Here is a 24845-nt window from a genome sequence, read left to right on the forward strand (position 1 = left end):
CGATTTAAATTGCATAATCTATCTTATGGAACTTTTATTATTGCTTATTACAAAGCCTGAAATGCGCTTGTCAGACGGCGCAAGACAGAAGTCACGCGCTCACCTGTAACATTGGAAATAATCACCACATCACGGTTCGGCAAAGGCGGCAGGTTGATTTTATCGCTGATCTCAATCAGATGCGATGGTGCCGCCTTATGTGCCAGCAATGCCACTGCCAATCCGGCCTCCGCAGCCGCAGCTACAGATATAGCACCGGTTCCGACAAAAGCTTCGCGCCATGATATTCCTGCTGCTTCCAGCGCTTTGAGCGCCATAGCACGCAGGTTACAAGGCTCAGGCTGGATTGCGAGCGGTAACGGGGTTCCTTTCGGCATGGTGAAATCCGGTGCTGCAAACCAGCCAAAACTTTCAGTCATTAAAACTTCACTATCACGCCGGCTTTCATCATGACGCAAAACAACCACAGCATCCAGATCACCGGCATCATACAAATCCAGCAAAGCTCTGGTGCCGGCCGTGCGTAGATGAAGCGCCACACCGGTTTCGCGTTCATTTACAAAATGCAGTAATCTTGGCAGGTTCGGGCCAACTAGATGATGCGTTATGCCGATGGAAAGGCGGGCAGGTGTTTCAGCAAAAATTTCTGCTGCACGGCGTCCTGCTGCCACAAATGCTCTGGCAGGCTCCAGAAAATGCGCCCCGGCAGCGGTAAGGCGAACATGCCTTGGCGTGCGTTCTAACAAACGCTGGCCTAATGCTTCTTCTAACCGGCGCAGACGCAGCGAGATAGCAGCCTGCGTTGTGTTAAGCGCACCGGCAGCCCGTGTGAAAGACTGCAACTCGGCAACGAGGAGAAAGGCTTCAACCGCCTCAGGAACAAGCAACTGCATAACCAATCATAAAAAATTGTTATCATTGAAATATAGAAACACATCTTTCTGATTATGTTACTCCAAGGCTAACTGAGAGCACAACAGGAAATGTTTTCTTATGTCTCAGTCCGATACACAAATCGATTCCCGCGCTTTATCTGCCACGCCCTATATATGGAATATCCTTGCAATTGCAGTCGGCACCCAGGCCGCAGGCTCTATTGTTTCGCAGGGCGTTTATATTCTTGTTCCGTTTTGGCGCGAGGCCTTTGGTATTACGCTTGCTTCTGCATCACTTGCTGTAACGGTGATGAACGGCGTACAAATTGCAACAATGTATAGTTTTGGCCGCGCGATCGACACCTATGGCGAGCGCAAAGTCGTCAGCCTTGCCATGCTTGGTATGGCTCTGGCCATGACAGCTGCCGCCGCCTTTGCCGAAAACCTGATAGTCCTGTTGATTTGCATGGCTTTTCTGGGCGGCACCTATGCAGCAGTCCAACCAGGCGGAACGCGGGCGATTATGCGTTGGTTTCCGCCAAACCGCCGCGGAATTGCAACAGGCTTCCGACAGGCTGCTGTTCCTTTCGGCACCATGATTGCCGCAGCTGTGCTGCCCTATTTCGCTGTGCGCTATGGCTGGCATATGGCCGCGTGGATTGGTGCCGGTGTTTCCTTATTCGGCGCCCTGCTCTTTTGGGGATTATATCGGGAAGGCAATATGGTTACCGCGAAAGCCGCTGCCCCTCTCCCGCTCAAAACCCTTATTCAAACCGTGGGGAAAGAAGCTAATTTCTGGCCGGTGCTGCGGCTCGGCATTGCCATGTCTGCTTTTCAGTTTACATTTACCGCACATGTTATCAGCTATTTAGTCGATCATTTTGGACTTAGTATTGTTGTTGCAGCTTCTCTTTTCGCCGCAACGCAGTTTGCGGGCATACCCGGCCGCGTATTGCTGCCCTGGCTGAGTGACCACTATCGCCCTTCGCGTCGCGCGCACTCTCTGGCTGTAATTTCCCTGATGGCCGCAGGCACTGCCGTGATATTGGCACTCTTGCCAACCAATGTGCCATTGCCGGTTGTGCTGGGTGTTCTCGTTGTGCTGGGGCTTTTCGGAATCGGATGGTTTCCGCTCTACTTGTTAGAAATAGCAGAGGCTGCACCTAAAAGCTCAATTGTGTCCACGGTAGCGTTTGCCTCAACGATCTGTCTCGCTGTTATGGCGCTTGGCCCTTATATATTCGGGCTGATCGCAGATAACTTTGGCTATGAATTTGCCTGGGCTGCTTTAATATTGCCGGTGCTGATTACAGGCTGTCAGCTTTTACCGCGGCGCGCTTCTCTGAACAGCGACAGCATTTAAAACACTATAAAAAATAACGGCCTGTTCCAAGAACAGGCCGTTATTGTATGCTTATTTTACTGGTTTGATATTCATCGCCAGCGTGTCTTCATCAGCACGCGGTGTCAGTTCCACCTTGTCCTTTTTCACTGCCCATGCACTCAGCTGAATGGCCAGCGGCAGATCCGGACGATCTGTTGCCACCAGATTATTGGCTTTTTCAAGCAAGCTACGGCGCTCATCTGCATCCATTGCGGCGGCCGCATCTTCAATCAGCTTGTCCATTTCCGGATTGGCATAACCGCGCACGTTAAACGCGCCCAGCGATTTTGCCGGCTCGTTGGAATGCATCAACGATGACAGCATGTAATTGGCTTCACCCGTCAGCGTGCCCCAGCTTGCCATATAGAGCGAATATTCACCGCGGGTTTTCGCAGGGTTGAACACGGCTGCCGGAACGCCGTTCACATCGGCAGTAATGCCGATAGGAGCGAGCATCTGTGCAATTGTAGGTCCCAACTCATTCGGCATACGGTCATTCGAATAGCTCAGCGTAATTTTGAAACCATCCGGATAACCTGCTTCTGTCAGCAGTTCTTTTGCACGTTTAATGTTAAATTCAGGTGCCTGCAGCGACTTGTCATAGCCGAAAATATTGGACGTTACCAATTGTGTCGGAACGGCAGCCATGCCTTCCAGAGCAAATTCAACAATGGTTTCACGATCAATCGCGAGATCAAAAGCCTCTCTCACACGCGGATCAAGCAGCGGATTTTTATCCAGTTTGCTGCCGTCCTTGGCAAAAACCAACGGGCTTTTTTCGCGGAAGTCAAATTCCAGATAGCTGATATAGATGCTTTCGTTTTTGATGACAGTCAGCGATGAATCCTGCTCAAGCACAGGCACATCCGAGGCAGGAACCTTGGAAATAACATCAACCTGACCGGCTTTCAGCTGCGCCACACGGGCTGCATCATTCGGAATTTCCTTGCGGATAACGCGGTCCCAAGGCTGTGCGCCGCCCCAATAGCCGTCAAAACGCTCCAGAACCAGATCCTGTGTCGGTGCCCATGATACAAATTTATAAGGGCCGGTGCCGATTGTGGCTTTACCGGTATTGAAGCCCTCTGCCGCAGTTTCCTGCGTTGAATAAGCGGCCGCTGCCTTATGCGATGTGATGAACAGGCGGATAAAGTCATTCGGCAATGTCGGTGCTGGTGCACTTGTTGTTACGCGCACAGTCAGCGGATCTACCACTTCAACGGATTTAACACGGCGCACGAAAATAGTTGCCGGATTAGGCCCTGTGACATGCGGAATGCGCTCGATTGAGAACTTCACATCTTCCGCAGTGAAGTCTGAACCATCGTGGAATTTCACGCCTTCACGTAGTTTGAATTCCCATGTGGTATCGTCCAGTGTTTTCCAGCTGACAGCCAGCGACGGCTCAAGCTCAAGATTATTGCCGGAACGGATCAGCGTATCGAAAATATGTTTCGTTGCCTCAGCATTGGCCGCCGTTGCCGTGAAATGCGGGTCCATCGAGGCCGGACCGGCCTTAATTGCCATCACCAGATCGGCGGCAAAAACCTGACCGGCGGTAAAAAGCAATGTTGTGCCAAGCATTAATGCATGCAGTGTTTTTTTCATTTGAGTATTCCAGTCCCCATTATTGGTCTTGTTCGAAGTCTTCATCGCTCTCTGGCAGGTCAGAAGCGATTGTTTCCGGCCATTCGCGGGATGCGATGACCAGTTTGGTCAGTATTTCCGAGAGCATCATGCGTTCTGCAGGGCTGAGCGTTTCCAGCATCAGGCGTTCACGCTCGAGCATTGGCGTCATCTTGGCTTCGACGATAGCGCGCCCTTCATCGCTGAGGTACAGCACAACGCGGCGCAGATCATCGGAATCGCCCTCGCGCAGCACAAGCTTCAGACGGGTCAGCTTTTTGGTGGCGCGGCTCAGTGTATTTTTAGGAAAACCAGACCCGCCCACAATTTCTGACAGTGTTGTGCGATCACGCAGAAACAGCGAATACAGCACCACAAATTCCGGCCGCAGCAGATCATGATCCGCGCCGATCAATCCATAGATCGGATTGTTATAATGCAGCGCCAGATAGTTGATCCGGAAGGACAACCAGCATGGATTTTCCCATAATTTTGTATGCAGAATATCGCTTTCGCTGATGCGGCTGTCTGCCGCCTCACTGCGTCCGGCGCGCCCCTCCAAAAGGGCAATTGCAACACGCTCCTCCATCACCCCTCCCCTGGGACAATTCAGCGATTAAGTTCCATTTAGAACAAGATATAGCTTGTTACATGGATGTCAAACGTAATTTTTGTTCCAATTGGAACTTGTCTACGCAATAATTTCATGGATAATGATTTCAGAAACCCATGAGCGCAGACTCGGGAACCACATTGAAATGAGAGGATTTTCACATGCATATTAACGCCATGCACTGGGCACAGGTTGAAGAGCGCGTCAAACAGGACGACCGCTGTATTCTTCCGATTGGCAGCGTTGAGCAGCATGCCCGCATCAGCCTTGGCACCGATATGATCCTGGCGGAGAAGGTCGCGCTGGATGCGGCAGAGCCTCTCGGCGTGCCGGTTTTTCCGGTTCTGCCTTATGGCCTCGCATCAAGTTTTGCGGATTTTCCGGGCACAGTGTCACTCAGCCTGCGCACCTATATCGGCGTGATTGAAGATATTCTCGACAGTATTTACCACGCCGGTTTTCGCCGTATCCTGATTGTTAACGGGCATGGCGGCAATGCCCCTGCCGGAACAGTTGTGTCCGAATGGCTGAACCGCAACCGCGATGCCAGTGTCAAAATGCACGACTGGTGGCGCGCGCCTGAAACCATGGGAAAGGTGCTGGAAATTGATAGCCGCGCCTCCCATGCGTCTTGGATGGAAAATTTCCCGTGGACACGCCTTAAAGGCATTGCCCAGCCTGACCATGCGGTAGATCGTGTGGATTTTGGTGCGATGGCGCGCGTTGATGCCGGACGCAAACGCACAATACTGGAAACATGCGAAGGCAATTATCACGGCCTGTTTGAGCGTCCTGATGCCGATATGCTGGCGATCTGGGATGTTGCCGTGCGCGAAACGCGCAATGAGCTGGAAAACGGCTGGCACTAAATAGTGCGGCAGCTTCAGAGGGGCGGGAAGCTACCTGATTATAACAAGAAATGAAGCAGATGCCGCAGAGTGATCTGCCGCATACTGCTTGAGGGGAACAAGCTGATGATTGCATTTATTGTCAGGCGTTTATGGCAGGCAGCACTGGTTATGCTTGTCATGTCGCTGTTGGTTTTTATGGGGGTCTTTGTCATCGGCAATCCTGTCGATGTGCTAATCTCGCCGGATGCGACACAGGAAATCCGTGACAGGGTTATCGCCCAATATGGTCTCGATCTGCCGGTGTGGCAGCAATATCTGCATTTCATGAGCAATCTGCTGCACGGTGATCTCGGGCGTTCATTCGTCTATAATATGCCGGTATCAGAGCTGATCGCATCGCGCTTGCCTGCAACGGCAGAGCTGGCGCTGACAGCTGTTTTCATGGCCAGTCTCATCGGTATTCCGCTCGGTATTTATGCCGGTTATAAGCCTGACAGCTGGGGCTCAAAAGCCATTATGGCACTGTCTATTCTCGGCTTTTCTGTGCCAACCTTCTGGATTGGTCTGATGCTGATTATGGTTTTTGCTGTGCAACTCGGCATTATGCCCGCAGGCGGGCGCGGCGCAACCGTTTCCGTTTTCGGTGTGCCTTTAAGCTTCCTCACGCTCGATGGTCTGCATCATCTTGCTTTGCCTGCCATTAATCTGTCGCTGTTCAAACTGTCGCTGATGATCCGCCTTGCCGCTTCCGGCACGCGTGAAATCATGCTCACAGATACGATCAAATTTGCCCGTGCAGCCGGTATTCAGGAGCGCACAATTCTGCGCCGCCATGTGCTGCGGCTGATCTCCATTCCGCTTGTTACTGTGTTTGGTCTTGAGCTTGGTTCCACGGTTGCTTTCGCCGTTGTGACTGAGACAATTTACTCGTGGCCTGGTCTTGGCAAGCTGATCATTGACAGTATCACATCTCTCGACCGGCCGGTGATGGTTGCCTATCTCATGCTTGTGTCGCTGCTTTTCATCACGATTAATCTGATTGTGGATCTGTCCTATGCCCTGCTTGATCCGCGCATGCGTCAGGGAGGTGGCAAATAATGGCATTGCTCAACAACAGATCATTACAATTCTGGTCAGAATTTAAGCGTCATCCGGTACCGGTTATCGCTGCTTTGGTGGTGCTCACCATTATTTTTCTGGCGGTGTTTGCGCCGTTGATTGCACCACAAGATCCTTATGATCTTTCAAGTCTGGTCTTGCGGGACGGACGCCGTGCCCCCGGCTATATTGGCCAAGGCGGCTATATCCATATTCTGGGTACTGACGGTCAGGGACGCGATCTTTTCTCGGCCATTCTTTACGGTTTGCGCATCTCGCTGGAGATGGGTTTACTTGCAGGTACCATCGCTTTTGCCATCGGCGCATTAGTCGGCTCAACGGCTGCCTATGTCGGCGGACGGTTCGAAGCTTTCATCATGCGCGTCATCGACCTCCAGCTTTCCTTTCCGGCAATTTTGCTGGCCTTTGTGGTGGCTGCCTTGCTCGGACAAGGCAAAAGCCAGCTGATTATTGCTCTGGTCTTTTCGCAATATGCTTATTTTGTCCGCACAGCACATGGTGCAGCAGCGGCGGAGCGCAATAAAGACTATGTGGAAGCAGCACTCTCTGTGCCGATGAGCGGCTGGTTCATTGTTACCCGCCATATTCTGCCCAATGCCATGCCGCCGCTGATTGTTGTGGCAACGGTTCAGGTCGCCTCGGCGATTTCACTGGAAGCAACACTGTCCTTCTTAGGCGTTGGCCTGCCGCCGACAGAGCCTTCCCTTGGTATGCTCATTTCCAATGGCTTCCAATATTTGCTGTCCGGCCGCTACTGGATTGCGATTTATCCGGGCGTTGCTCTGATCATTCTCATCATGGCGATCAATCTTGTTGGCGATCAAATCCGCGACCAGCTCAATCCGAGGTTGAACAAATGACAGCGCATCTTCTCGAAGTTACCGATCTGCATACGCATTTTGAAACCCGCGCAGGCACGGTCAAATCTGTCGATGGTGTTTCTTTCTATCTCGAGCGCGGGGAAATTCTAGGCCTTGTGGGTGAATCCGGCTCCGGCAAATCCATCACCGGTTTTTCTCTGATCGGGCTGATCGACAAGCCGGGACGCATCACGCAAGGATCAATCAAACTGGAAGGCCGTGAGCTTGTCGGCCTGAGTGAAACTGAACTGCGTAAATTGCGCGGACGTGAAATCTCGATGGTCTTTCAGGATCCGATGATGACGCTCAATCCGGTGCTGACAGTTCTTGACCAGATGACACTGGCGCTGCGTGCCCATGAAAAGCTTTCAGACAGTGCAGCACGCATACGCTGCGTGGAAGCGCTTCGCCGCGTGCGCATTGTTGATCCGGAACATAAGGTTGATTTTTATCCGCACCAGTTTTCCGGCGGTATGCGCCAGCGCGTAGCCATTGCAATTGCACTGCTGCATAATCCGAAAGTGGTGATTGCGGACGAACCGACCACGGCGCTCGATGTTTCGGTGCAGGCAGAAATTCTCACCGAGGTGAAAGCGCTTGTGGCCGAGCTTGGCATTTCAATGATCTGGATCAGCCATGATCTGGCAACCGTTGCCTCGATTTCTAAGCGCATTGCGGTGATGAAGTCAGGCAAAATCATTGAAACAGGTTTGGCATCCGACGTCTTAAAAGCACCGAGCCATCCTTATACACAAGGACTGCTGGATGCCCTGCCCTCGCGCTCAAAACCGGGTCAGATGCTGGGTAAAACGGCAGAGGATGAAACTGTTCTGCTCACCGACACAGCACCGGCTGCTGAAGCGGTGCCGGACTTTGTAACCGTTCGCAATGCTGTGAAACGCTTTGAATGGAAAAGCGACTTCTGGGGCAGACTTGGCCAGAAAATTGGCCTCGTAAAGCCGACGAAACCGGTTATTGCGGTTAATCATGTAGATCTGACCATTGCTAGAGGCGAAGCCTTGGGACTGGTCGGAGAATCCGGCTCCGGCAAATCCACGCTCGGCCGTATGGTCTGCGGTATTTATCAACCGACCGAAGGCGAAGTCCGGTTATCCGGCCAGCCGGTGATGTCTGACAAGGTTCACGGCCGCAAACTGACAACCAAAATCCAGATGATCTTTCAGGATCCGTTTGCCTCGCTTGATCCGCGCCGCACCATCGGCCAGTCGATTGCAGAAGGGCCGATTGCCCACGGTCTGACCACCAAAGGGGAAGCCCGTGCCTATGTGGCACACTGGTTGAGAGCGGTGAGCCTTGATCCGGCTTTTGCTGATCGTTATCCGCATCAGTTCTCCGGCGGGCAGCGTCAGCGTATTGCCATTGCCCGCGCATTGGCAATGAAACCGGAGGTGATTGTCTGCGATGAGCCGGTTGCGTCTCTTGATGTTTCCATTCAGGCGCAAATTCTCAACTTGCTGTTGCGGTTGCGCAAAGAGCTGAACCTGACGCTTCTGTTCATCAGCCATGATCTGTCGGTCGTGCGCCATCTCTGTGACCGCATTATCGTGATGCATCACGGTAAGATTGTTGAAGAAGGTATAGCAGAGGCGATTTTTGAAACACCGCAGCAGCCCTATACAAAAATGCTGCTGAATGCCATTCCGAAGCTGGCATAGAAAGATACTGGGTACAGAATAATTCAACGCGACATTCTTATGTCGCGTTGAATAGCACAGCAATGACAGATAACAATCAGACAAAAGTCGCCGTTACAGGGTGCGTCTTAGTCTGCGTCAGGGAGATGTCATTGAAAAATTGGTTATTTTTCTTACTGCTGGCACTCTTGTTACTTGTGACCGCTTTTTTCAATGTGTTGCTGAACCCTGCGCCACCGCGATACCCATCAATCGGCGGTGGCGGATATGATCTTTCCGGATTTGTCTACACGCTGAGCTTGCTGCTTTTTACCTGTGCCTGGTCAGTCATCATGCTTATAGCCGGTCTGTGTTTCAAAAATCCGGTCATAGCACGGCGGCTTTTTATACTCGCAATCATCGGTGCATTGACCTTTATTGTTACGCTTGTGCTGTATCACGGCAATCTGCAATAACAGTCTGCGCATAATGAAATCATTATCTTACAGTTCAGACGCACTTACGGATTCAGAAAACAACACCATTGCCGGACTATAACTCTCGGGATCAAGACGTCTTGTCAGTATCGCCGCTATGGCAATGACAAACATGTGCCACTTCCAGCCTGCTGAAAAACCGCCGGTTTGCTCATAGAGCCCCGATACAAGCACTGGCGAGATTGCCGCCAGCAAAAAGCCCCCGCCTTGCATAACGGCGGACAATGCTCCGGCCTGCAATGGGTCTGGCAGATGTTCGAGCGCCACCACCAGTAATAATGAAAAACAACCGCCGAGACCCGCTCCGACAAGTGCTACGAAGACAAAGGGTGCCGCATCCGGCGCGAATGCAAAGCCGGCAAAACCTGCGAGCTGAAAAGTCAGTGCCAGCCAAAGCCACGGCCTGCGATCTGCGCCGCAGCGCTGCGCTAAAACCGGCAAAACAAAAGCCGAAACAGCCTGACACAGCGCCATCACCGCCAGCAAACTGCCGCTTGCGGTAACGCCCCAACCCATCTCCTGATAATATGGTGCAAGCCATGCTATAACGGACGAATAACCGCCATTTACCAGCCCGAAGGCAACCATCAGCAGCCATGTTCTCGGACGGGAAAGAAACAACCGCAAACTATGAGTTCCTGATTGCGGGGATACTGTATTTGGCAGAACCAAACAGGCCAGAAGGGTTGCGATTATTGCCAGTGGTGCAAGCGCGCCAAAACCTATCTGCCATATGCCAGTGAGTTGCGCGATGAAAGGCGATATTTGCGCGCCGAGCGCGCCACCAGCCAGCAGCATAGCGGAATAAAGCCCCATAACACTCGCAAAACATGCGGGAAAACGTTGTTTGATAATGCCGGGAAAAATGGCCTGAACAAGTGCGACACCAAAGCCGATCAGGGCAGCCGTGCCCAGCAAGGCCGGTCCTGTAGTTACTTCCAGCCGCATGAACGTGCCGATAGTGATAAAAACGAGCGCTGCGATAATGAATATACGCGCATCGCTGAGGCGCAATAAAAATGGCCCTGCAAAAGCCACGCATCCCATGAGCGCCATTGGTATTAATGTCAGCAGTGCAATGCCGTGATGCCCCAGACCCGTCGTATTCCGGATATCCTCGGTCAGTGGTCCTACACCGGCAATAAAGGGGCGCAGGTTCAACGCTATAAGAACAACAGCAATCAAAAAAACATAATTTTTGCCCCCCTTCATATTCCGCCCCGTTTCCTGTCAGTTTACCTGCATCAGCAACGGGCCGGACATATATCCGGCTCGTCAGATTTTACGTCATGTGAGAAGAAAAAGCCCGGCGCAGCATTCAGCCGATGCGGGCGTAGTGCTCAAAACCAACCGCTTTCAGCGGCACAGCTTCATGATGATATCCCAGCGGGCGTATTGGGCTTTTGAGTTCGCGCGAGACGAGCTTTCGTTCGCGGCGTTTATCGGGATGCACAATCGGCACAGCATCAAGCAAACGCTTTGTATAGGGGTGAGCCGGTGAACTCAGAACAGCATCACGCGGGCCGATTTCGATGATTTCGCCCAGATACATAACCGCAATGCGGTCACTCACCTTTTCTACGACTGCCATATCATGCGAAATAAAGAGAATGGAGATGGCATATTCTTCCTGAATTTCCTCAAGCAGATCAAGGATTTGAGCCTGAATGGAAACATCAAGTGCCGAAACCGGCTCATCCGCAATGATCACTTTCGGGTTCAGGGCAAGCGCACGGGCAATGCAGATGCGCTGACGCTGCCCGCCGGAAAACTGATGCGGATAGCGCTCTGCCTGTTCTTTTGTCAGACCGACCCGATCCAGCAAGGCAAAAACCCGCGCCTGTATCTGTGCGGCCGATCCCGCATTATGAATTTGCAAGGGTTCCGAGACGATTTGTGCGACAGTCATGCGCGGGTTGAGCGATGCATACGGATCCTGAAAGACCATTTGTATGCGTTTGCGCGTTTCACGCATTTCCGTTGCATTCATACCGCTGAGGCTACGCCCCTGCAGCCGGATTTCACCACTATTTACGTGGATCAACTGCATAATTGCTTTGCCGGTTGTCGACTTGCCGCAGCCACTTTCTCCAACCAGTGACAATGTTTCTTTCTCACGCAGATCAAAGGAAACATTTTCCACCGCATGGACATTGGCAACAACGCGCTGAAACATGCCCTGCCGCACAGAAAACCGTGTGACCAGATTGCGCACGCTGAGCACAGGCTCAGGCTCGCTTTGAAAATGACCGGTTGCGACAACATCGCCACGCATCTCGCCAAGTTTGGGTGCGGCATCAAGCAAACGGCGGGTATATTCATGCTGAGGTTGGTTGAAAACGGCATGTACATCGCCCTTTTCAACAATCGCGCCGTGGAGCATTACCACAACCTTGTCGGCAATTTCAGCAACAATCCCCATATCATGGGTAATCAGCAGAATTGCCATGCCTGTCTCTTGCTGAATTGTCTTCAACAGAGCAAGAATTTCAGCTTGCACCGTCACATCAAGCGCGGTCGTTGGCTCATCTGCAATCAGCAAATCCGGCTTACACAAAATTGCCATTGCAATCATCACACGCTGGCGCATGCCACCGGAAAGCTCATGCGGATATTGTTTGAGCCGACGTTCAGCCTCCGGTATCCGCACCTGATTCAGCGCCTCCAGTGCAATCCGGCCGGCTTCAGTCTTACCCACGCGTCGGTGCCGGATGACGACTTCCGAAAGCTGGGCTTCAATCGTCAGCACTGGATTGAGCGAGGTCATTGGCTCCTGAAAAATCATTGCAACCCGATCACCGCGCAATGCCTGCACCTGTTTCTCGTTCAGAGCAAACAGGTCCACAGCCTGACCGGTTTTGTCATGCAGCATGGCCTGCCCGCATGCGATCGTACCACCCATAAATTCAACAAGACGCATGACTGATTTGGCCGTTACCGACTTACCGGAACCGGATTCACCAACCAAAGCCACGATCTCTCCGCGCCCGATTGCAAGATCAATGCCTTTAACAGCATAACTGTCTGCACTCGCGCCCTTAAACTGTACGGCGAGATCTGAAATTTCGAGCAATTTTTCAGTCATAATATTCTCCGGGAGCCAGGCTTTTATGATCTCAGCAGGCGGCGTAAGCGCGAATTTCAACCGCGCAATCCCGCCGTGCAGCATGACCTGTTACGACCGACAGTGCAGGCACCCCTTCAGGATCAATCCAGTCATTCCACAACTCACAAAAAGCATCATATTCGCTGATGTCGAACAGCCAGACCTGAACCATAAGAATGTCTTTACGGGACGCACCGACACTCTGAAAATAGTCGTCAATAATATTCAAAATCTGCAAAGACTGCTCTTTAACGTCACCGGATTTATCCGGAGCTGTCAGGCAGACGGATGCAAGTTTATCTGATGCTTTGCCGAGGCAAATTCTCGGCTGATGCCCTGCCCCGTCGATCCGGCCAAGCTCTCTCAGTTCCATGTGTCTCTCCAATTCTCAGGCTTGGTTTCAGTCTGCGTTTCAGCTGCGATAGGCAATCACAACAGCTTCCACGAGCACATCTGAACGATAAAGCTCACCGCTGACACAGGTACGCGCAGGCGGATTGGCAGGATCAGCCCATTCATTCCACACGGAATTCATTGCTCCGAAATAGCGCATATCTTTCAGCCAGACATGGACGACAAAAATAGATTTATGGTCGGAACCGGCAGCCGCAAGAAGGCGATCAATCGTCTGCAAAACCTCGCGGGTCTGTTCCTTGATATCGCCGCTTGTGTCTGTTGCATGCACGCCGGACAAAAATACCATGTCATTATGGACAACGGCCATGCTTTTCAGAGCGCCATCAGTCTTTGTAATTTCAATACGTTCGGCCAAAGTGGTTGTTCCTTCTGTTCTGGTTAAAGAGGATTTGGTTATCGCGTGCTCAATCGGGGATCAAAATGCGTTCTGAGAACGTCACCGAGCAAGTTAATGGCGAGAACCGTGGTGAAGATGCAGAGCCCCGGGAAGAATGCCATCCACCATGATGTGCTGATATAAGAGCGCGCATCGGCAAGCATACCGCCCCATGTTGGTGTGGAGGCAGGCACGCCCAAGCCCAGAAAACTGAGGCTTGATTCAGCAATAATGGCCGTTGCCATAGCAAAAGTGCCCACAATCAATGAGGACTGGATGAGATTTGGAAGAATGTGCTTCCACAGAATATGGCCGTCCTTTGCACCAAGCGAGCGTGCAGCAACAACAAAATCCCTTTCACGCAAGCTCAGTGCTTCCGCTCTGGCAAGGCGGCAATAAGGAATCCAGCGTTGCGATGCGAGTGCAATAATCAGAATGCCGAGACTTTGCCCGAGGAACGCCACGATGGAAATCGCCAGCAGCAATGGCGGGAAAGCCCAGACAACTTCGAGAAATTTCTGAATGGCAGAGTCAACGCGCCCGCCATAATAACCGGAGACAACGCCAAGGGTTACGCCGACAACGCCGGAGAAAATCACCACTGCGATGGCAATAATCAGCGAGACGCGCGAGCCGTAAATGATCCGGCTCAGTAAATCCCGTCCGACATGATCGGTACCGAGAAAATGAGGCCCTGTTAGTTGCGGTGGCATCAGCGCCAGCATCAAATCCTGCTTATTGGGATCAAACGGCGCCAGCAGGGGTGCAAAGATGCTTGCGATCAAAAGTAATGCAACAACACCCAAGCCGAAGATTGCCTTCGGTGATCTGACGATCTCGGCAAGTTTGTCTGCTCTGAACCGGAAAGCCATCAGTGTTACCTCAAGCGGATACGCGGATCGACGATCGTATAGATGATGTCAATCACGAGATTTATGAAAACGAAAAGCGAGGTGTAGACGAGCACAAGGCCGGTAATCAGCGGAAAATCCCTGAAGGTAATACCTTGTAACAGCAGGTAGCCAATGCCGGGCCAGGAGAAGACCGTCTCGACAATAATGGCACCGCTGATCAGCGTGCCGAACTCCAGCCCGATGATGGTGACAACTGAAATCAGAGCATTGCGGAATGCATGTCGCCACAAGACGACACGGGCAGACATGCCTTTGGCGCGGGCAGTCATGACATAATCTTCCTGCAGATTTTCCAGAACCGAAGCCCGTGTAATCTGCATGATAATACCGGCCATATTGGTTCCGAGAACAATCACAGGCAGGGTCAGATGGCGGGCAGCATCCAGAAATGCGTCCCATCGCCCGGCGAGCAATGCATCAACCGTCAGAAAGCCGGTGATAGCCGGAACATCCATGCCCCATGTTGCACGTCCGCCTGAAGGCAGAAGGTTGAACATACCCGCAAACAGAAGAATGAGGAGAATACCGAGCCAGAAATTAGGAAGGCTGATGCCGAAAAAGCCGCCGATTGAACCGATCGTATCGACAAAGGAATTGGGACGGCTGGCAGCCCAGACCCCGAGCGGAAGACCTAAAACAACTGCAAGCAAAGTCGAGTAGAGTGCAAGCTCGATACTCGCTGGCAGCCGTTGCAGAATGAGTTCCATAACCGGCTCACGATAGCGGAAGGATTCACCTAAATCCCCCATGACCGCATTTTTTATAAATGCCAGATATTGAATATAGATGGGCTGATCGAGCCCCCAACTCGCGCGGATACTTTGCCGGATCTCTTCGGTTACTTCGTCGCTGACCAGCATATCCACGGGGTCACCGGGAGCGAGTTTAATCAGTATAAAAATCAAAAGCGTTACCATGAAGAGCACAGGAATGGTGCCCAACACGCGCTTCAGCGTATAGCCAAGCATGGGAGATCCTCGGAATTTTGCCAAGGCATGCCGCAGAGCAAAGAAAACTCTGCTCCGGTTACAGCATACGCGAGGTAAAAGAATGATATGTACTTGTATGAATACACAGTTCCGGCGTGTTCTGAGTTTCGGGCAGGACATATCCTGCCCGAAGTGCGGGGATTAACGCAGGTATATTTCCCAGCCGTTCACACGGTCAGCTTTGCTCGGTTTGAAATCGACGCTTTTGGAAACACCCCATGCCAGACGGTGCAGCCAGAGAAAACAGGCCGGTGCGTCTTCTGTGATTGTCACCATCGCTTTGTTCAGCGTGGCAACCCGCTTATCGAAATCAAATTCCTCACGCTCGGCCTTGAGCAAGGTATCCACGGATGGGTTTGAATATTTCAGACGCGGGGATGCACCGGTTTCAAAATATTGCGCCAGCGCAGGGGACGGATCGAGCATATTGCCACGCCCCATATAATAGAACGGTGTTTCGCCTCGCTGGACATTCGTCCATAAGGTTGCCCATTCCGGTGTCTTCAACGTTGCTTTGAAGCCCGCCTCTTCCAGCATCGGAATCATCGCTTCTGTGATCTGGCGATCTGCAATATAGCGCCCGACCGGCGAGTAAAGATCGACAACCGTACCCAGTGCTCCGGCCTCCTCCAGAAGGCTTCTGGCTTTTTCCGGATTGTAGTCGAACGGTGTTTTATAGTCCGCATCAAAGCCGAGCTGCCCTGCACCAACCGGTCCGTTCAGAAGCGTTGCCTGATTACCCAGAATAGCGCGGGCAATCCCCTCACGATTAATCGCGTGACAAACGGCCTTGCGCACTCTCGCATCGTCCCAAGGCTTTGTTTTCGGGCTCATGGCAATGAACATTGCCTCTGCGGAATCCACCATTTCAACCGTTGCATTCGACATCTGCTGCACACGATTGATCAGCTGCGGCGGAATACCTTGTGCAATCTGCACTTCGCCATTGGCCAATGCGGTCACACGTTGTTCCGGCTCGGTCATCATGCGGTAGAGAATGCGCTTCGGGTTTGCCTCACTGATCATCGGGTGGCCGTCAACACGCTCGATCACAATATGGCTGCCGATGCCGACTTCCACTAATTTATACGGGCCTGCTCCGACCGGATGCTGACGATCGGCCGCCTGAGCGCCGTATTTGTCGTAAATCGCCTTAGAGGTAATCTGCATGAATGCCAGATAATTCGGCAGTGTGGAGACCTTCTGCGTGGTCGTTATGCGCAACCGTTGGTCATCAAGCGCTTCAACAGCTTTAATATACTGAACGGAGGCCTGCGACATGCTTTGCGGGTCGTTGCGCGCGCGCTCCATAGAGTGGATGACATCCGCAATCACAACTGGATCACCGTTATGGCGCTTCAGATCCGTCCGCAACGTCAAAATCCAGTTGAGGTCATCTTCCGGCTCAAGGCTTTCGGCAAGAAACGGGACAAATTTACCCTTCTCAAAATCCCAGCGCGTCAGGCAACCATAAATTTGGCACCAGATAGAACCGATCAGCACAACCGAATCTGCATAGGGATTGTAGCCCGTCACACCCTCGGTAATTGCCACGGTTATCTGCTCGGGCTTTTTCGCCTGTGCTTGTGTCGGCGATCCGGCGCTGGCCATCGCCAGTGCAGCCCCCAGCAACAGCGTATTTTTAACTCCCTTAAACATCATTCCCCTCCTCTTTTTATGTCATGTGCGACAAGCGGTAGTTTTTTTTAAATAAGTAAGCTATTACTTACTTTCTTGTCAATTGCCCTCCGCACAAAATACGTAAATATAAGACCGGAATTATCGGAGCGTTTAAGGATTACAGAATGAGCAAAGTGGAAACGAACACTTCCAAAGCTGTGCGCTCACGCAATGCACAAGCCACGCGGCAGGCGATCCTCGAATCGGCCATTATAGAATTTTGTGATAACGGGCTTAGCGGCGCCAATACATCACGTATTGTTGAGCGCGCAGGCTGCAATATCCGTATGCTTTATCATTATTTTCAGAACAAAGAGACATTGTATAAAGCGGCTCTGGAGCAGGTCTATAATGAGCTGCGCAGCAAAGAAGCCGAGCTGAGTATTCTCGACCGTGCTCCGATGGATGCAATCAAAACGCTGACGGCATTCACCTTCGATTATATGAAAGATACGCCATCATTCATTAAGCTGGTGCTTGGCGAAAATCTTTTGCAGGGAGAGTTCATCAGCACAATTCCAAGCATACCGCGCTCATCACGCCCGCTTATCCAGTCTATCCAGACTTTACTCGAGCGTGGTGCTGAGGCTGGCGTGTTCAGATCAGGGATCAATGCCACCCAGCTTTATATTTCGATCGTGTCCTTAAGCTTTATGTATATTTCCAGTCAGTACACGCTGTCTGTCACATTTGGTGTCGACATTTCATCCGAGCAGAACATCGTAACAAGACGACTTCATGTAATTGATATGATTGAAAAATATCTGATACCAAGCTCAGCGGCGGCTTGATAAAGCACGGACTGACAATCAAGCGCATTCCAGTTCAATGCGCTTGATTGGGTTGTTTACACCAGCTTAAACCATCAGATCAGCTGCATCTTCTTCATATTCGCGCACAGTTTCGTCCTTGGCGAATAGAACACATGGGCCGTAAGACCCGCGCGGATCATAGGCATAGCCTTTTTCAGCCAGCGCCTGCGTGATATCGCGGATCCCGGCCAGACCATAGAGATGGTCATGGAGCTCGAGGAAGATACGCTCCACGCCTTGCAGATCAGCTTTTTGCAGCAAATCCCGCTCGGCGCCTTCAATATCCATCACCAGAACATTAATATTCTGCGCAGCTATGAAGTCATCAATATTGGCTGAAGCCAGCAATATTTCATGCTCATAAGGCCCCTGATCCTTGTCCATTGAAGACATCCAGAGATCTTTGCGAACATAAAAGCGATGTTCCGTTGGCTCACCGGCAGTCAGAATACCCTGCGTCAGTGTCACATTACCGGCTGTATTTGCCTCGATCACGCGCTGTGCAAGCGCGGCGGTCGTAGGATTGGCTTCAAAAGCCCATATCCGCACATCCGGAATCGTTGCCATCAATGATGTGATGACCCCGATGCCCGAACCCAATTCCAGCACGCGATCACCGCGTTTCACCGCTTTGAAAACCCATTTGGCTTCTTTAGCTTCATAGCGACCGCTTGTAATGGCCTGCCATATAACGGGGGAAACCTCGTCAGGGGACAGAGGAATTTTGATTCCGTGCAACGTGACTAATTCCACACCCGAGCTCCTTGGCGCTTGACGTTTTAAGCGCTTACAGGTGCGAAGTTCAGCTGCCCGTTTACGCTCATCTCAAAGATGACGCAGGGCATAACATATATATGAAATATAGTATATTTTTAACGTAACAAATTACTTACGCAGATGCGCAAGTTCTGATGCCGGAACCGGCCGTCCGAACAAGTAGCCCTGAAGCTGATCGCAACCGACCCGCTTCAGACATTCCAGCTCTTCTTCCGTTTCAATACCTTCCGCAATCGTAATCATGCCGAGGCTCTGGCCGATGCCGGTCACCAGTTCCACAATGGCCAGCGCATCTGCTCTTGTCGTCACATCACGGATGAATGAGCGGTCAATTTTGATTTTATCAAACGGGAAGCTGCTCAGACTGCCCAGCGAAGAATAGCCCGTGCCAAAATCATCCATCGCAATCTGAATACCGATGGCTTTCAACTGGCGCAAAATGCGCAAAGTCTGCTCATTTTTATCCAGCAGCACAGATTCTGTGATCTCCAGCTCAAGCCGCTGCGGATCCAGCCCGCTCTCCTTCAGGATCGCTTTCACTCTCTGGATCAGATCTTTGGTGATAAACTGCACCGGTGAAAGATTGACCGCCACTTTAAGCGGCCTGTTCCAGAGCACAGCTTCGCAACATGCGACTTTCAGCACCCAGTCACCCAGTTCATGGATCATGCCGGTTTTTTCAGCAACCGGAATAAATTCCGAAGGCGGCACAGCCCCGCGCTTTGGATGCGTCCATCTTAACAAGGCCTCATAGCCGCAAATCTCGCGGGTAAATGTATCGACCTGCGGCTGATAATAGACCTCCATCTCACCGTTTTTCAGTGCATCGTGAAGGTCTGCTTCAAATGCTTTTTTCTCCAGCAAACGCGTCTGCATATGCGGCTGGAAAATACAAACATGACCTGTGCCAAGTGCCTTAGCCTCATAAAGCGCCAGATCGGCGCGTTTGAACAATTCTTCCATATCCGGTTCGCTGGAAGAAATGGCGACACCGATACAGGTGCCGATTTTAATTTCATGGTCTTTGATGTGGTAAGGCGAACTCACAACATTCATCAGGTGCTGGGCAAATTCATAGGCCGGTTCAGGTGCAAGACCTGCGGATACAACAGCAAATTCATCACCGCCCAACCGGCAGATCAGATCATCTCTGTGGCTGAACTCCGTCAGCCGTCCCGCAACCGCCTGCAGCAGCACATCCCCGACATCATGCCCTAGCGTATCATTCACATCTTTAAAACCGTCGAGGTCGAAGAGCAGCACCACCGCCGCACCGCCGCCCTCGCGTGCGGTTTTCATTCTGGCTTCCAGATCCTGACGGAACAGAATGCGGTTCGGCAGGCCGGTGAGCGCATCATGATGGGCTGAATGTTCCAGCCGGTAATTCTGCGACTGCAATTCTCCTGAGGTTTCGCGAAGATCATCCGTCAGACGCTTCATCCGCCCATGCGCATTATTCAGAAGCTTGTTTTGGCGTAAGAGCAGGATAATCAGAGCAATTCCGCAGAGAATAAGCCCGCCTGCAAGTGCAGTATAGATATAGTGCAGCTTTTGCACTTCCCGCTGTGCAGTATCAATCACACCGACATCATATTCAACCGACGAGGCAGCAAGCGCTGTCAAAGGCCCGTCCAGCGCGATCATGTCAGGGAGTAACGCCTTAACATGGTCGACATCCAGGACATCAAACTGCTGATCAAGCTTATCGAGCAATGATTTGAGATTGGCAATCAGCTGGCGACGCGATGCATTTTTCTCGACGAATTCATACAATGTGCCCTGCTGCATGAATTCCAGCCGACTGATGATAATATCCAGACGAAGATGCACCTCGTCCAGATCAACACTTTCTACCCCAAGGGCATAAGCGGCAAGCCGCTGCTCAAGGCGCATATATTCAGACAGCATCTGACTGACTGCCCAGGAGTCATTATAGCGTGCAAATTTCTGCAGTGCAGTTTGCCGCTCTGCAATAACGTATGCGATGTAACCTGTCGCCAGTACGAAGCAACAGATGATGACCCCGAGTATGCGTCTCACGCTTACCCTCTATTCGATTATGAGCTTGGCAACCTGCCATGCTGAGCGTGTATAATAAATTTGACTCTGCAGTTCTGCCTGACTGTCATAAGGGTAGATAATAAAAAGCGGCCCTTTTTCGCGAACCGTCATGACATTTCCATCACGCTTCATGGCCAGTATGACGTTAAATTTCTTAAAATCGTCTAACGGTATCGTCGTCACATAATCATTCAACGCAATTGCGGTGACAGTGGTTCCCTTGGCGCCTACCATTGTCATGAGCTTATCCAGAGACACGCCTTCAAAACGGGTGCGACCGCTATACCAGGGATTTGCAGTCTCTATGGTCTGCAAGCCGGTTGCTGTCAGCATTTCACGGTCAAACTCTGCGGTATCACCGTTATTCGTATTTTCGATGGCGCCGGAGATCACCAGAATCGGCTTGTTAGCCGGTTTCGCAAGTTGATCGGCAGCCGCGCCGGAAATCATAATGCAGGACAGGACCAGATAGATAACGAAGCGCTTTAAGATCATTATATTTCTCCCTGATAATTTAGAACAATATATTGAAATCCATCAATCAGTACATGGGAAATTATGCGCATCCCAATCTATTTGTTTTAAGGTGAACGAGTTCTGAATCGAAAGAAAGTGCTTGCGAATCACATAAGCATACACTTATCTGTTGGCATGACAGAAAATGATATCTTCAAGGCTTTGGCCGATCCGACACGACGTGCTGTTTTTGAAAAACTGGCAACAGGCAGCATGAATGCCAGTGCCTTGCGCGAAGGTATGGATATCAGCCAGCCTGCCATGTCTCAGCATCTCTCGGTTCTGCGCGGCGCGCAGCTCATCAGAGAAGAACGGCAGGGACGCTATGTGAATTATGAGGTCGATCCGGAAGGACTGGCGCTGATAGCGCAATGGCTGTCAAAATACCGCGCTTATTGGCCTGCACGGATTGATGCCCTCAAAACGCTGCTGAAGGATATGGATCAATGACGCAAGAAGAGAGCCGCAAGCCAGCCGTCAGACTTGTCTTTGAATATGAGCTTGATGCCAGCCCTGAGAGAGTCTGGCACGCCATCAGCATTCCTGAGCTGCGTGCCAACTGGCTGCCTGAACAGGATCTGGCCTGCTCAGAGCCTGCCGGCATCATACCGGAACAAGAAGCCGTCTACAAAATGCGGGAAACCACGCCGCCTTTTCTTGTAAGCACCGTCACATTTCAGATTGCCGCTAATGATGACGGCGGCACAAGCTTAAAAATCATTCACGAGCTTGAGGATGCGCAGCTCAGCCGCAAAACCACAGCTGCGAACGGCAATAGTCCGGTGCTTATGCGCGCAGCCTGACACGCTGCCATCCCTTCCGTAATCTGCAAGAAAGGAGGTCGCCGATGCGCGACATGATGCAACTCGTCCCTATGGTGGTTGAACAGTCAGCCAAAGGAGAGCGCTCTTTCGATATCTATTCGCGGCTGTTGCGTGAGCGGATCATCTTTCTCAACGGTGAGGTCAATGACACCGTGGCCGCTCTCGTCTGCGCGCAATTACTGTTTCTCGAAGCGGAAAACCCGAAAAAGCCGGTCAGCCTTTATATCAATTCCCCCGGCGGCTCGATCACCAGTGGCTTGGCGATTTACGATACGATGCACTACATTCATGCGCCGGTGCACACATTATGCATGGGAACCGCCCGTTCCATGGGTTCATTCCTTCTCATGGCCGGAGAACCGGGCTGTCGCGCCGCACTGCCCAATGCCAGCCTGCATGTGCATCAGCCGCTTGGCGGTTTTCAGGGGCAGGCATCGGATATTTTTATTCAGGCAGAAGAAATGCGCAAAACCAAACATCGCGTCATTGAATTTTACGCCAGACATTGCGGTCGCAGTTATGAGGAGGTTGAGCAAACCCTCGACCGCGACCGTTTCATGGATGCGCAGGAAGCGCTGGAATGGGGGCTGATTGATACCGTCCTCACCCATCGCTCCCTTTGAAACAGTATCGGGGGCGGCACGACACGCCCCCGCCTGATATTTTATACCGGTGGCAGTGACAGATGCCCGCGCAGTGTATCCGTTTGATACTCCGTGCGGAACAATCCCCGCTTTTGCAGAACCGGCACCACCTGATCGACAAAATCCTCGATATCTGAAGGCAAGGACGGCGGCATCAGATTAAAGCCGTCAGCCCCATCATTGCGCCACCAGTCTTCCATCCGGTCCGCGATCATCTCCGGCGTGCCGACCATCGTGCAGTGTCCGCCACCTGCTGCCAACCGACCAAGCAGCTGGCGCAGTGTCGGCTGCTCGCTCCTGATAATCCGCAGAACGGTTGCATAGCGCCCTTTGGGCCCTGTGAAGTCTTCCAGCGGTGGCAAGGCAGGCACCGGCGCATCCAGTTCCCAGCCGGAGCAATCCTGTGCAATAAAGCTCTCCAGCTGGCGCAGTGACGTTGCAACAGGCAACAATTCATCCAGCGCCTGCTGCTTGGCTTTTGCCTCAGCCTGTGTGGAGGCCACATAGGTCACCAGCCCCGGCATCACCGGAATACCTTTCTCCCGACCCGCCAGTTTGGCACGCCGTTGCATATCACGGTAATAGTCTTGTGCTGCCTCAAGGTCATAGGCAACTGCATAAATTGCCTCGGCCTTTGCGGCGGCCACTGCCCTGCCCTCCTCCGAGGCTCCGGCCTGAAACAGCACCGGATGCCCCTGTGGTGGGCGTGGAATGGTCAAAGGCCCCTGTGTTGAAAAATGCTCGCCCTTGTGGTTGACCGCCCGCACCTTGTCTTTGCAGGCATAGTCACCGTGACGGTCATTGATCACTGCATCAGCATCCCATGAATCCCACAATTTCTGCACGGCATCGATGAACTCTGTTGCACGGCCATAGCGCCATGCATGAGGCGGCATGGCATCATAACCATGATTGCGCGCCTCACTGTCAAACATCGACGTGACCACATTCCAGCCGATACGACCCTTCGATAAATGATCGAGCGAGGCCAGTGTACGCGCCGCATGGAACGGCGTGGTGAACGTGCTGGAGACCGTGCTGATAAGGCCGATTTTCTCTGTTGCGCGGGCAAGCGCTGCCAGCAAAGTCAGCGGGTCGAAATAGCTGCGCGGCCCGTCCGCAATATTATCGATTGCATGCCAGTCGGCGAAGAAAATCGCATCAAATTTGCCGCGCTCGGCGGTTTGCGCGAGGCTTTCGTAATAACGTGCATCATTGAGCCGCTCTATTGCCGATGCAGGATGGCGCCATGCAGCACGGTGATGCCCGCAGCCGAAGATAAACAGATTGAGGTGCATTTCCCGCATCAGTTTTTCACCAAGCCACCGTCCACAACCAGATTTTGACCGGTCACAGAACGCGCCCACGGCGAGGCAAAAAATAGAGCTGTATCAGCGAATTCCGCAGGCGTGGTTACACGGCGCAACGGCGTGGCAGAGGCGATATAATCAAACACCGCTTCCGGTGTTGCAGCCGACGCATCAGTCGTGCGCAGCAAACCACCGGACAGCATATTGACGGTGATATTCTTCTCGCCCAGATCTTGCGCAAGTGTGCGGGTCAACGACAACAGAGCAGCCTTTGCCGCCGTATAATCGTGATAAGGTACCACCGGATTTTGAAACAGGTTGGTACCGATATTGATGATGCGGCCGAAACCGGCTTTTTCCATCCCTGCCAATGCTGCCTGTGTGGTGTTGAGCGTACCACGCACAATACCCTCCATCTGCTGATTTATTTGCTCCCAGCGGATCACATCGGCATGGGCGCGGGCATCGCCGTTGAAGCTGAAAGCAGGTAGCGCATTGTTCACAACAGTCGTGACCGGCTTGCCGAAATGCTGCTCTGCGCGGGCAAACATGGCCTGTACAGCTGCAGGGTCTGTCACATCTGCCTGCACGGCCAGTGTTTTTTCCGGTGCAAGCTCTGCCAGCTCTGCCGCTGCATCAGCACTGTTGAGATAGTTGATCACAACATTTGCACCCTCGCCCAAAAATGCTTTGACGAGATCGCGCCCCAGACCGCGCGCGCCGCCGGTGACAAGTACGAGTTGCTGACGGAGTGACAGTGTAACAGGATCAGACATGATAGTTCCCTTGCCTAAAAGAATACGGACGGCAAAGGGAGATATGAGCATAGACCGCATGAGATACGGTTTGGCTGCACAGACATCCCTTCGCCAGTATGAGCTGGATCAGGTTCAACGGGTTTAAAATCTCAGCCCTGCAAAACAGGACACCCCGTGTCATTCGGATCAGGCTTAGCAAGTT

General features: G+C 52.1%; 25 protein-coding genes and 1 riboswitch. Of the genes, 10 read left to right on the forward strand and 15 right to left on the reverse strand.

What is annotated here, in order from left to right; all coding sequences use genetic code 11:
- Positions 1 to 47: 47 nt before the first annotated feature.
- Positions 48 to 893, reverse strand: coding sequence for a LysR family transcriptional regulator (locus tag P8H26_RS15420; RefSeq protein ID WP_289634065.1), 846 nt, complete (start codon positions 891 to 893; stop codon positions 48 to 50).
- A gap of 100 nt (positions 894 to 993) precedes the next feature.
- On the opposite strand from P8H26_RS15420, the gene P8H26_RS15425 reads away from it, so the two are divergent.
- Positions 994 to 2238, forward strand: coding sequence for an MFS transporter (locus tag P8H26_RS15425; RefSeq protein ID WP_289634066.1), 1245 nt, complete (start codon positions 994 to 996; stop codon positions 2236 to 2238).
- A 51-nt stretch (positions 2239 to 2289) separates the two neighbouring features.
- Here the strand turns inward: P8H26_RS15425 and P8H26_RS15430 are convergent, their stop codons facing one another.
- Positions 2290 to 3867 carry an ABC transporter substrate-binding protein gene (locus P8H26_RS15430; protein ID WP_289634067.1) on the reverse strand — a complete coding sequence of 526 codons (1578 nt, stop codon included), beginning with the start codon at positions 3865 to 3867 and terminating at the stop codon, positions 2290 to 2292.
- Positions 3868 to 3886: 19 nt separating this feature from the next.
- Positions 3887 to 4474 carry a MarR family winged helix-turn-helix transcriptional regulator gene (locus P8H26_RS15435; RefSeq protein WP_289634068.1) on the reverse strand — a complete coding sequence of 196 codons (588 nt, stop codon included), beginning with the start codon at positions 4472 to 4474 and terminating at the stop codon, positions 3887 to 3889.
- A 185-nt stretch (positions 4475 to 4659) separates the two neighbouring features.
- Here P8H26_RS15435 and P8H26_RS15440 point away from each other — a divergent pair, with 185 nt between their 5' ends.
- The 5 genes from P8H26_RS15440 (at position 4660) to P8H26_RS15460 (ending at position 9438) form a co-directional block, all read left to right on the forward strand.
- Positions 4660 to 5367, forward strand: a complete 708-nt coding sequence (locus P8H26_RS15440) for a creatininase family protein (RefSeq protein WP_289634069.1) — start codon at positions 4660 to 4662, stop codon at positions 5365 to 5367.
- A 105-nt stretch (positions 5368 to 5472) separates the two neighbouring features.
- Positions 5473 to 6447 carry an ABC transporter permease gene (locus P8H26_RS15445; RefSeq protein ID WP_289634070.1) on the forward strand — a complete coding sequence of 325 codons (975 nt, stop codon included), beginning with the start codon at positions 5473 to 5475 and terminating at the stop codon, positions 6445 to 6447.
- A complete protein-coding gene (locus P8H26_RS15450) occupies positions 6447 to 7328 on the forward strand; it encodes an ABC transporter permease (RefSeq protein WP_289634071.1) in 882 nt (293 codons plus the stop codon). The genes P8H26_RS15445 and P8H26_RS15450 overlap by 1 nt, the downstream gene beginning before the upstream one ends.
- Positions 7325 to 9004, forward strand: a complete 1680-nt coding sequence (locus tag P8H26_RS15455) for an ABC transporter ATP-binding protein (protein ID WP_289634072.1) — start codon at positions 7325 to 7327, stop codon at positions 9002 to 9004. The genes P8H26_RS15450 and P8H26_RS15455 overlap by 4 nt, the downstream gene beginning before the upstream one ends.
- Positions 9005 to 9066: 62 nt before the next feature.
- Positions 9067 to 9438: a hypothetical protein gene (locus tag P8H26_RS15460; protein WP_289634073.1), complete on the forward strand. Its 372-nt coding sequence runs from the start codon at positions 9067 to 9069 to the stop codon at positions 9436 to 9438.
- Positions 9439 to 9465: 27 nt separating this feature from the next.
- On the opposite strand, the gene P8H26_RS15465 is transcribed toward P8H26_RS15460, so the two are convergent.
- The 7 genes from P8H26_RS15465 to P8H26_RS15495 form a co-directional block, all read right to left on the reverse strand.
- Positions 9466 to 10671: a cyanate transporter gene (locus tag P8H26_RS15465; protein WP_289634074.1), complete on the reverse strand. Its 1206-nt coding sequence runs from the start codon at positions 10669 to 10671 to the stop codon at positions 9466 to 9468.
- A 106-nt stretch (positions 10672 to 10777) separates the two neighbouring features.
- Positions 10778 to 12544, reverse strand: a complete 1767-nt coding sequence (locus P8H26_RS15470; RefSeq protein ID WP_289634075.1) for an ABC transporter ATP-binding protein — start codon at positions 12542 to 12544, stop codon at positions 10778 to 10780.
- 31 nt (positions 12545 to 12575) lie between these two features.
- Positions 12576 to 12938: a Rid family hydrolase gene (locus P8H26_RS15475; protein ID WP_289634076.1), complete on the reverse strand. Its 363-nt coding sequence runs from the start codon at positions 12936 to 12938 to the stop codon at positions 12576 to 12578.
- Positions 12939 to 12977: 39 nt separating this feature from the next.
- Positions 12978 to 13337, reverse strand: a complete 360-nt coding sequence (locus P8H26_RS15480; protein ID WP_289634077.1) for a RidA family protein — start codon at positions 13335 to 13337, stop codon at positions 12978 to 12980.
- A gap of 38 nt (positions 13338 to 13375) precedes the next feature.
- A complete protein-coding gene (locus tag P8H26_RS15485; RefSeq protein ID WP_289634078.1) occupies positions 13376 to 14230 on the reverse strand; it encodes an ABC transporter permease in 855 nt (284 codons plus the stop codon).
- A gap of 5 nt (positions 14231 to 14235) precedes the next feature.
- Positions 14236 to 15240, reverse strand: a complete 1005-nt coding sequence (locus P8H26_RS15490) for an ABC transporter permease (RefSeq protein WP_289634080.1) — start codon at positions 15238 to 15240, stop codon at positions 14236 to 14238.
- A 162-nt stretch (positions 15241 to 15402) separates the two neighbouring features.
- Positions 15403 to 16923 carry an ABC transporter substrate-binding protein gene (locus tag P8H26_RS15495; protein ID WP_289634081.1) on the reverse strand — a complete coding sequence of 507 codons (1521 nt, stop codon included), beginning with the start codon at positions 16921 to 16923 and terminating at the stop codon, positions 15403 to 15405.
- Between the two features lie 143 nt (positions 16924 to 17066).
- On the opposite strand from P8H26_RS15495, the gene P8H26_RS15500 reads away from it, so the two are divergent.
- Positions 17067 to 17732, forward strand: coding sequence for a TetR family transcriptional regulator (locus tag P8H26_RS15500; RefSeq protein WP_289634083.1), 666 nt, complete (start codon positions 17067 to 17069; stop codon positions 17730 to 17732).
- A 66-nt stretch (positions 17733 to 17798) separates the two neighbouring features.
- Here P8H26_RS15500 and P8H26_RS15505 read toward each other — a convergent pair whose 3' ends face one another.
- From P8H26_RS15505 to P8H26_RS15515, 3 genes are all read right to left on the reverse strand, one after another.
- A complete protein-coding gene (locus P8H26_RS15505; RefSeq protein ID WP_289634084.1) occupies positions 17799 to 18506 on the reverse strand; it encodes an FkbM family methyltransferase in 708 nt (235 codons plus the stop codon).
- Positions 18507 to 18638: 132 nt separating this feature from the next.
- Positions 18639 to 20570: a bifunctional diguanylate cyclase/phosphodiesterase gene (locus P8H26_RS15510; protein WP_289634086.1), complete on the reverse strand. Its 1932-nt coding sequence runs from the start codon at positions 20568 to 20570 to the stop codon at positions 18639 to 18641.
- Between the two features lie 9 nt (positions 20571 to 20579).
- A complete protein-coding gene (locus P8H26_RS15515) occupies positions 20580 to 21086 on the reverse strand; it encodes a molybdopterin-dependent oxidoreductase (protein WP_289634087.1) in 507 nt (168 codons plus the stop codon).
- Between the two features lie 156 nt (positions 21087 to 21242).
- Between P8H26_RS15515 and P8H26_RS15520 the strand changes: the two genes are divergently transcribed.
- Genes P8H26_RS15520 through P8H26_RS15530 form a run of 3 tightly spaced genes read left to right on the forward strand, consistent with a single transcriptional unit; the run spans position 21243 to position 22554 of the window.
- On the forward strand, positions 21243 to 21557 hold the full coding sequence (locus tag P8H26_RS15520) for a helix-turn-helix transcriptional regulator (RefSeq protein WP_289634088.1): 315 nt from the start codon (positions 21243 to 21245) through the stop codon (positions 21555 to 21557).
- Positions 21554 to 21910, forward strand: coding sequence for an SRPBCC domain-containing protein (locus tag P8H26_RS15525; protein ID WP_289634089.1), 357 nt, complete (start codon positions 21554 to 21556; stop codon positions 21908 to 21910). The genes P8H26_RS15520 and P8H26_RS15525 overlap by 4 nt, the downstream gene beginning before the upstream one ends.
- A gap of 44 nt (positions 21911 to 21954) precedes the next feature.
- A complete protein-coding gene (locus P8H26_RS15530; RefSeq protein ID WP_289634090.1) occupies positions 21955 to 22554 on the forward strand; it encodes an ATP-dependent Clp protease proteolytic subunit in 600 nt (199 codons plus the stop codon).
- Between the two features lie 41 nt (positions 22555 to 22595).
- Here P8H26_RS15530 and P8H26_RS15535 read toward each other — a convergent pair whose 3' ends face one another.
- Both P8H26_RS15535 and P8H26_RS15540 read right to left on the reverse strand, forming a co-directional pair.
- Positions 22596 to 23882 (reverse strand): LLM class flavin-dependent oxidoreductase, encoded by a 1287-nt coding sequence (locus tag P8H26_RS15535; RefSeq protein WP_289634092.1) that lies wholly within the window; start codon positions 23880 to 23882, stop codon positions 22596 to 22598.
- A complete protein-coding gene (locus tag P8H26_RS15540; protein WP_289634094.1) occupies positions 23882 to 24661 on the reverse strand; it encodes a 3-oxoacyl-ACP reductase in 780 nt (259 codons plus the stop codon). The genes P8H26_RS15535 and P8H26_RS15540 overlap by 1 nt, the downstream gene beginning before the upstream one ends.
- Positions 24662 to 24729: 68 nt before the next feature.
- Positions 24730 to 24828: riboswitch (TPP riboswitch) on the reverse strand.
- Positions 24829 to 24845: the final 17 nt, after the last annotated feature.

The organism is Pseudochrobactrum sp. sp1633 (assembly GCF_030376605.1).
Taxonomy (GTDB): Bacteria; Pseudomonadota; Alphaproteobacteria; order Rhizobiales; family Rhizobiaceae; genus Pseudochrobactrum.

Coding starts and splice junctions, on each gene's coding strand:
- P8H26_RS15420 (WP_289634065.1), bottom strand. CDS start 893: ATGCAGTTGCTTGTTCCTGAGGCGGTTGAAGCCTTTCTCCTCGTTGCC.
- P8H26_RS15425 (WP_289634066.1), top strand. CDS start 994: ATGTCTCAGTCCGATACACAAATCGATTCCCGCGCTTTATCTGCCACG.
- P8H26_RS15430 (WP_289634067.1), bottom strand. CDS start 3,867: ATGAAAAAAACACTGCATGCATTAATGCTTGGCACAACATTGCTTTTT.
- P8H26_RS15435 (WP_289634068.1), bottom strand. CDS start 4,474: ATGGAGGAGCGTGTTGCAATTGCCCTTTTGGAGGGGCGCGCCGGACGC.
- P8H26_RS15440 (WP_289634069.1), top strand. CDS start 4,660: ATGCATATTAACGCCATGCACTGGGCACAGGTTGAAGAGCGCGTCAAA.
- P8H26_RS15445 (WP_289634070.1), top strand. CDS start 5,473: ATGATTGCATTTATTGTCAGGCGTTTATGGCAGGCAGCACTGGTTATG.
- P8H26_RS15450 (WP_289634071.1), top strand. CDS start 6,447: ATGGCATTGCTCAACAACAGATCATTACAATTCTGGTCAGAATTTAAG.
- P8H26_RS15455 (WP_289634072.1), top strand. CDS start 7,325: ATGACAGCGCATCTTCTCGAAGTTACCGATCTGCATACGCATTTTGAA.
- P8H26_RS15460 (WP_289634073.1), top strand. CDS start 9,067: ATGACAGATAACAATCAGACAAAAGTCGCCGTTACAGGGTGCGTCTTA.
- P8H26_RS15465 (WP_289634074.1), bottom strand. CDS start 10,671: ATGAAGGGGGGCAAAAATTATGTTTTTTTGATTGCTGTTGTTCTTATA.
- P8H26_RS15470 (WP_289634075.1), bottom strand. CDS start 12,544: ATGACTGAAAAATTGCTCGAAATTTCAGATCTCGCCGTACAGTTTAAG.
- P8H26_RS15475 (WP_289634076.1), bottom strand. CDS start 12,938: ATGGAACTGAGAGAGCTTGGCCGGATCGACGGGGCAGGGCATCAGCCG.
- P8H26_RS15485 (WP_289634078.1), bottom strand. CDS start 14,230: ATGGCTTTCCGGTTCAGAGCAGACAAACTTGCCGAGATCGTCAGATCA.
- P8H26_RS15490 (WP_289634080.1), bottom strand. CDS start 15,240: ATGCTTGGCTATACGCTGAAGCGCGTGTTGGGCACCATTCCTGTGCTC.
- P8H26_RS15495 (WP_289634081.1), bottom strand. CDS start 16,923: ATGATGTTTAAGGGAGTTAAAAATACGCTGTTGCTGGGGGCTGCACTG.
- P8H26_RS15500 (WP_289634083.1), top strand. CDS start 17,067: ATGAGCAAAGTGGAAACGAACACTTCCAAAGCTGTGCGCTCACGCAAT.
- P8H26_RS15515 (WP_289634087.1), bottom strand. CDS start 21,086: ATGATCTTAAAGCGCTTCGTTATCTATCTGGTCCTGTCCTGCATTATG.
- P8H26_RS15520 (WP_289634088.1), top strand. CDS start 21,243: ATGACAGAAAATGATATCTTCAAGGCTTTGGCCGATCCGACACGACGT.
- P8H26_RS15525 (WP_289634089.1), top strand. CDS start 21,554: ATGACGCAAGAAGAGAGCCGCAAGCCAGCCGTCAGACTTGTCTTTGAA.
- P8H26_RS15530 (WP_289634090.1), top strand. CDS start 21,955: ATGCGCGACATGATGCAACTCGTCCCTATGGTGGTTGAACAGTCAGCC.
- P8H26_RS15535 (WP_289634092.1), bottom strand. CDS start 23,882: ATGCGGGAAATGCACCTCAATCTGTTTATCTTCGGCTGCGGGCATCAC.
- P8H26_RS15540 (WP_289634094.1), bottom strand. CDS start 24,661: ATGTCTGATCCTGTTACACTGTCACTCCGTCAGCAACTCGTACTTGTC.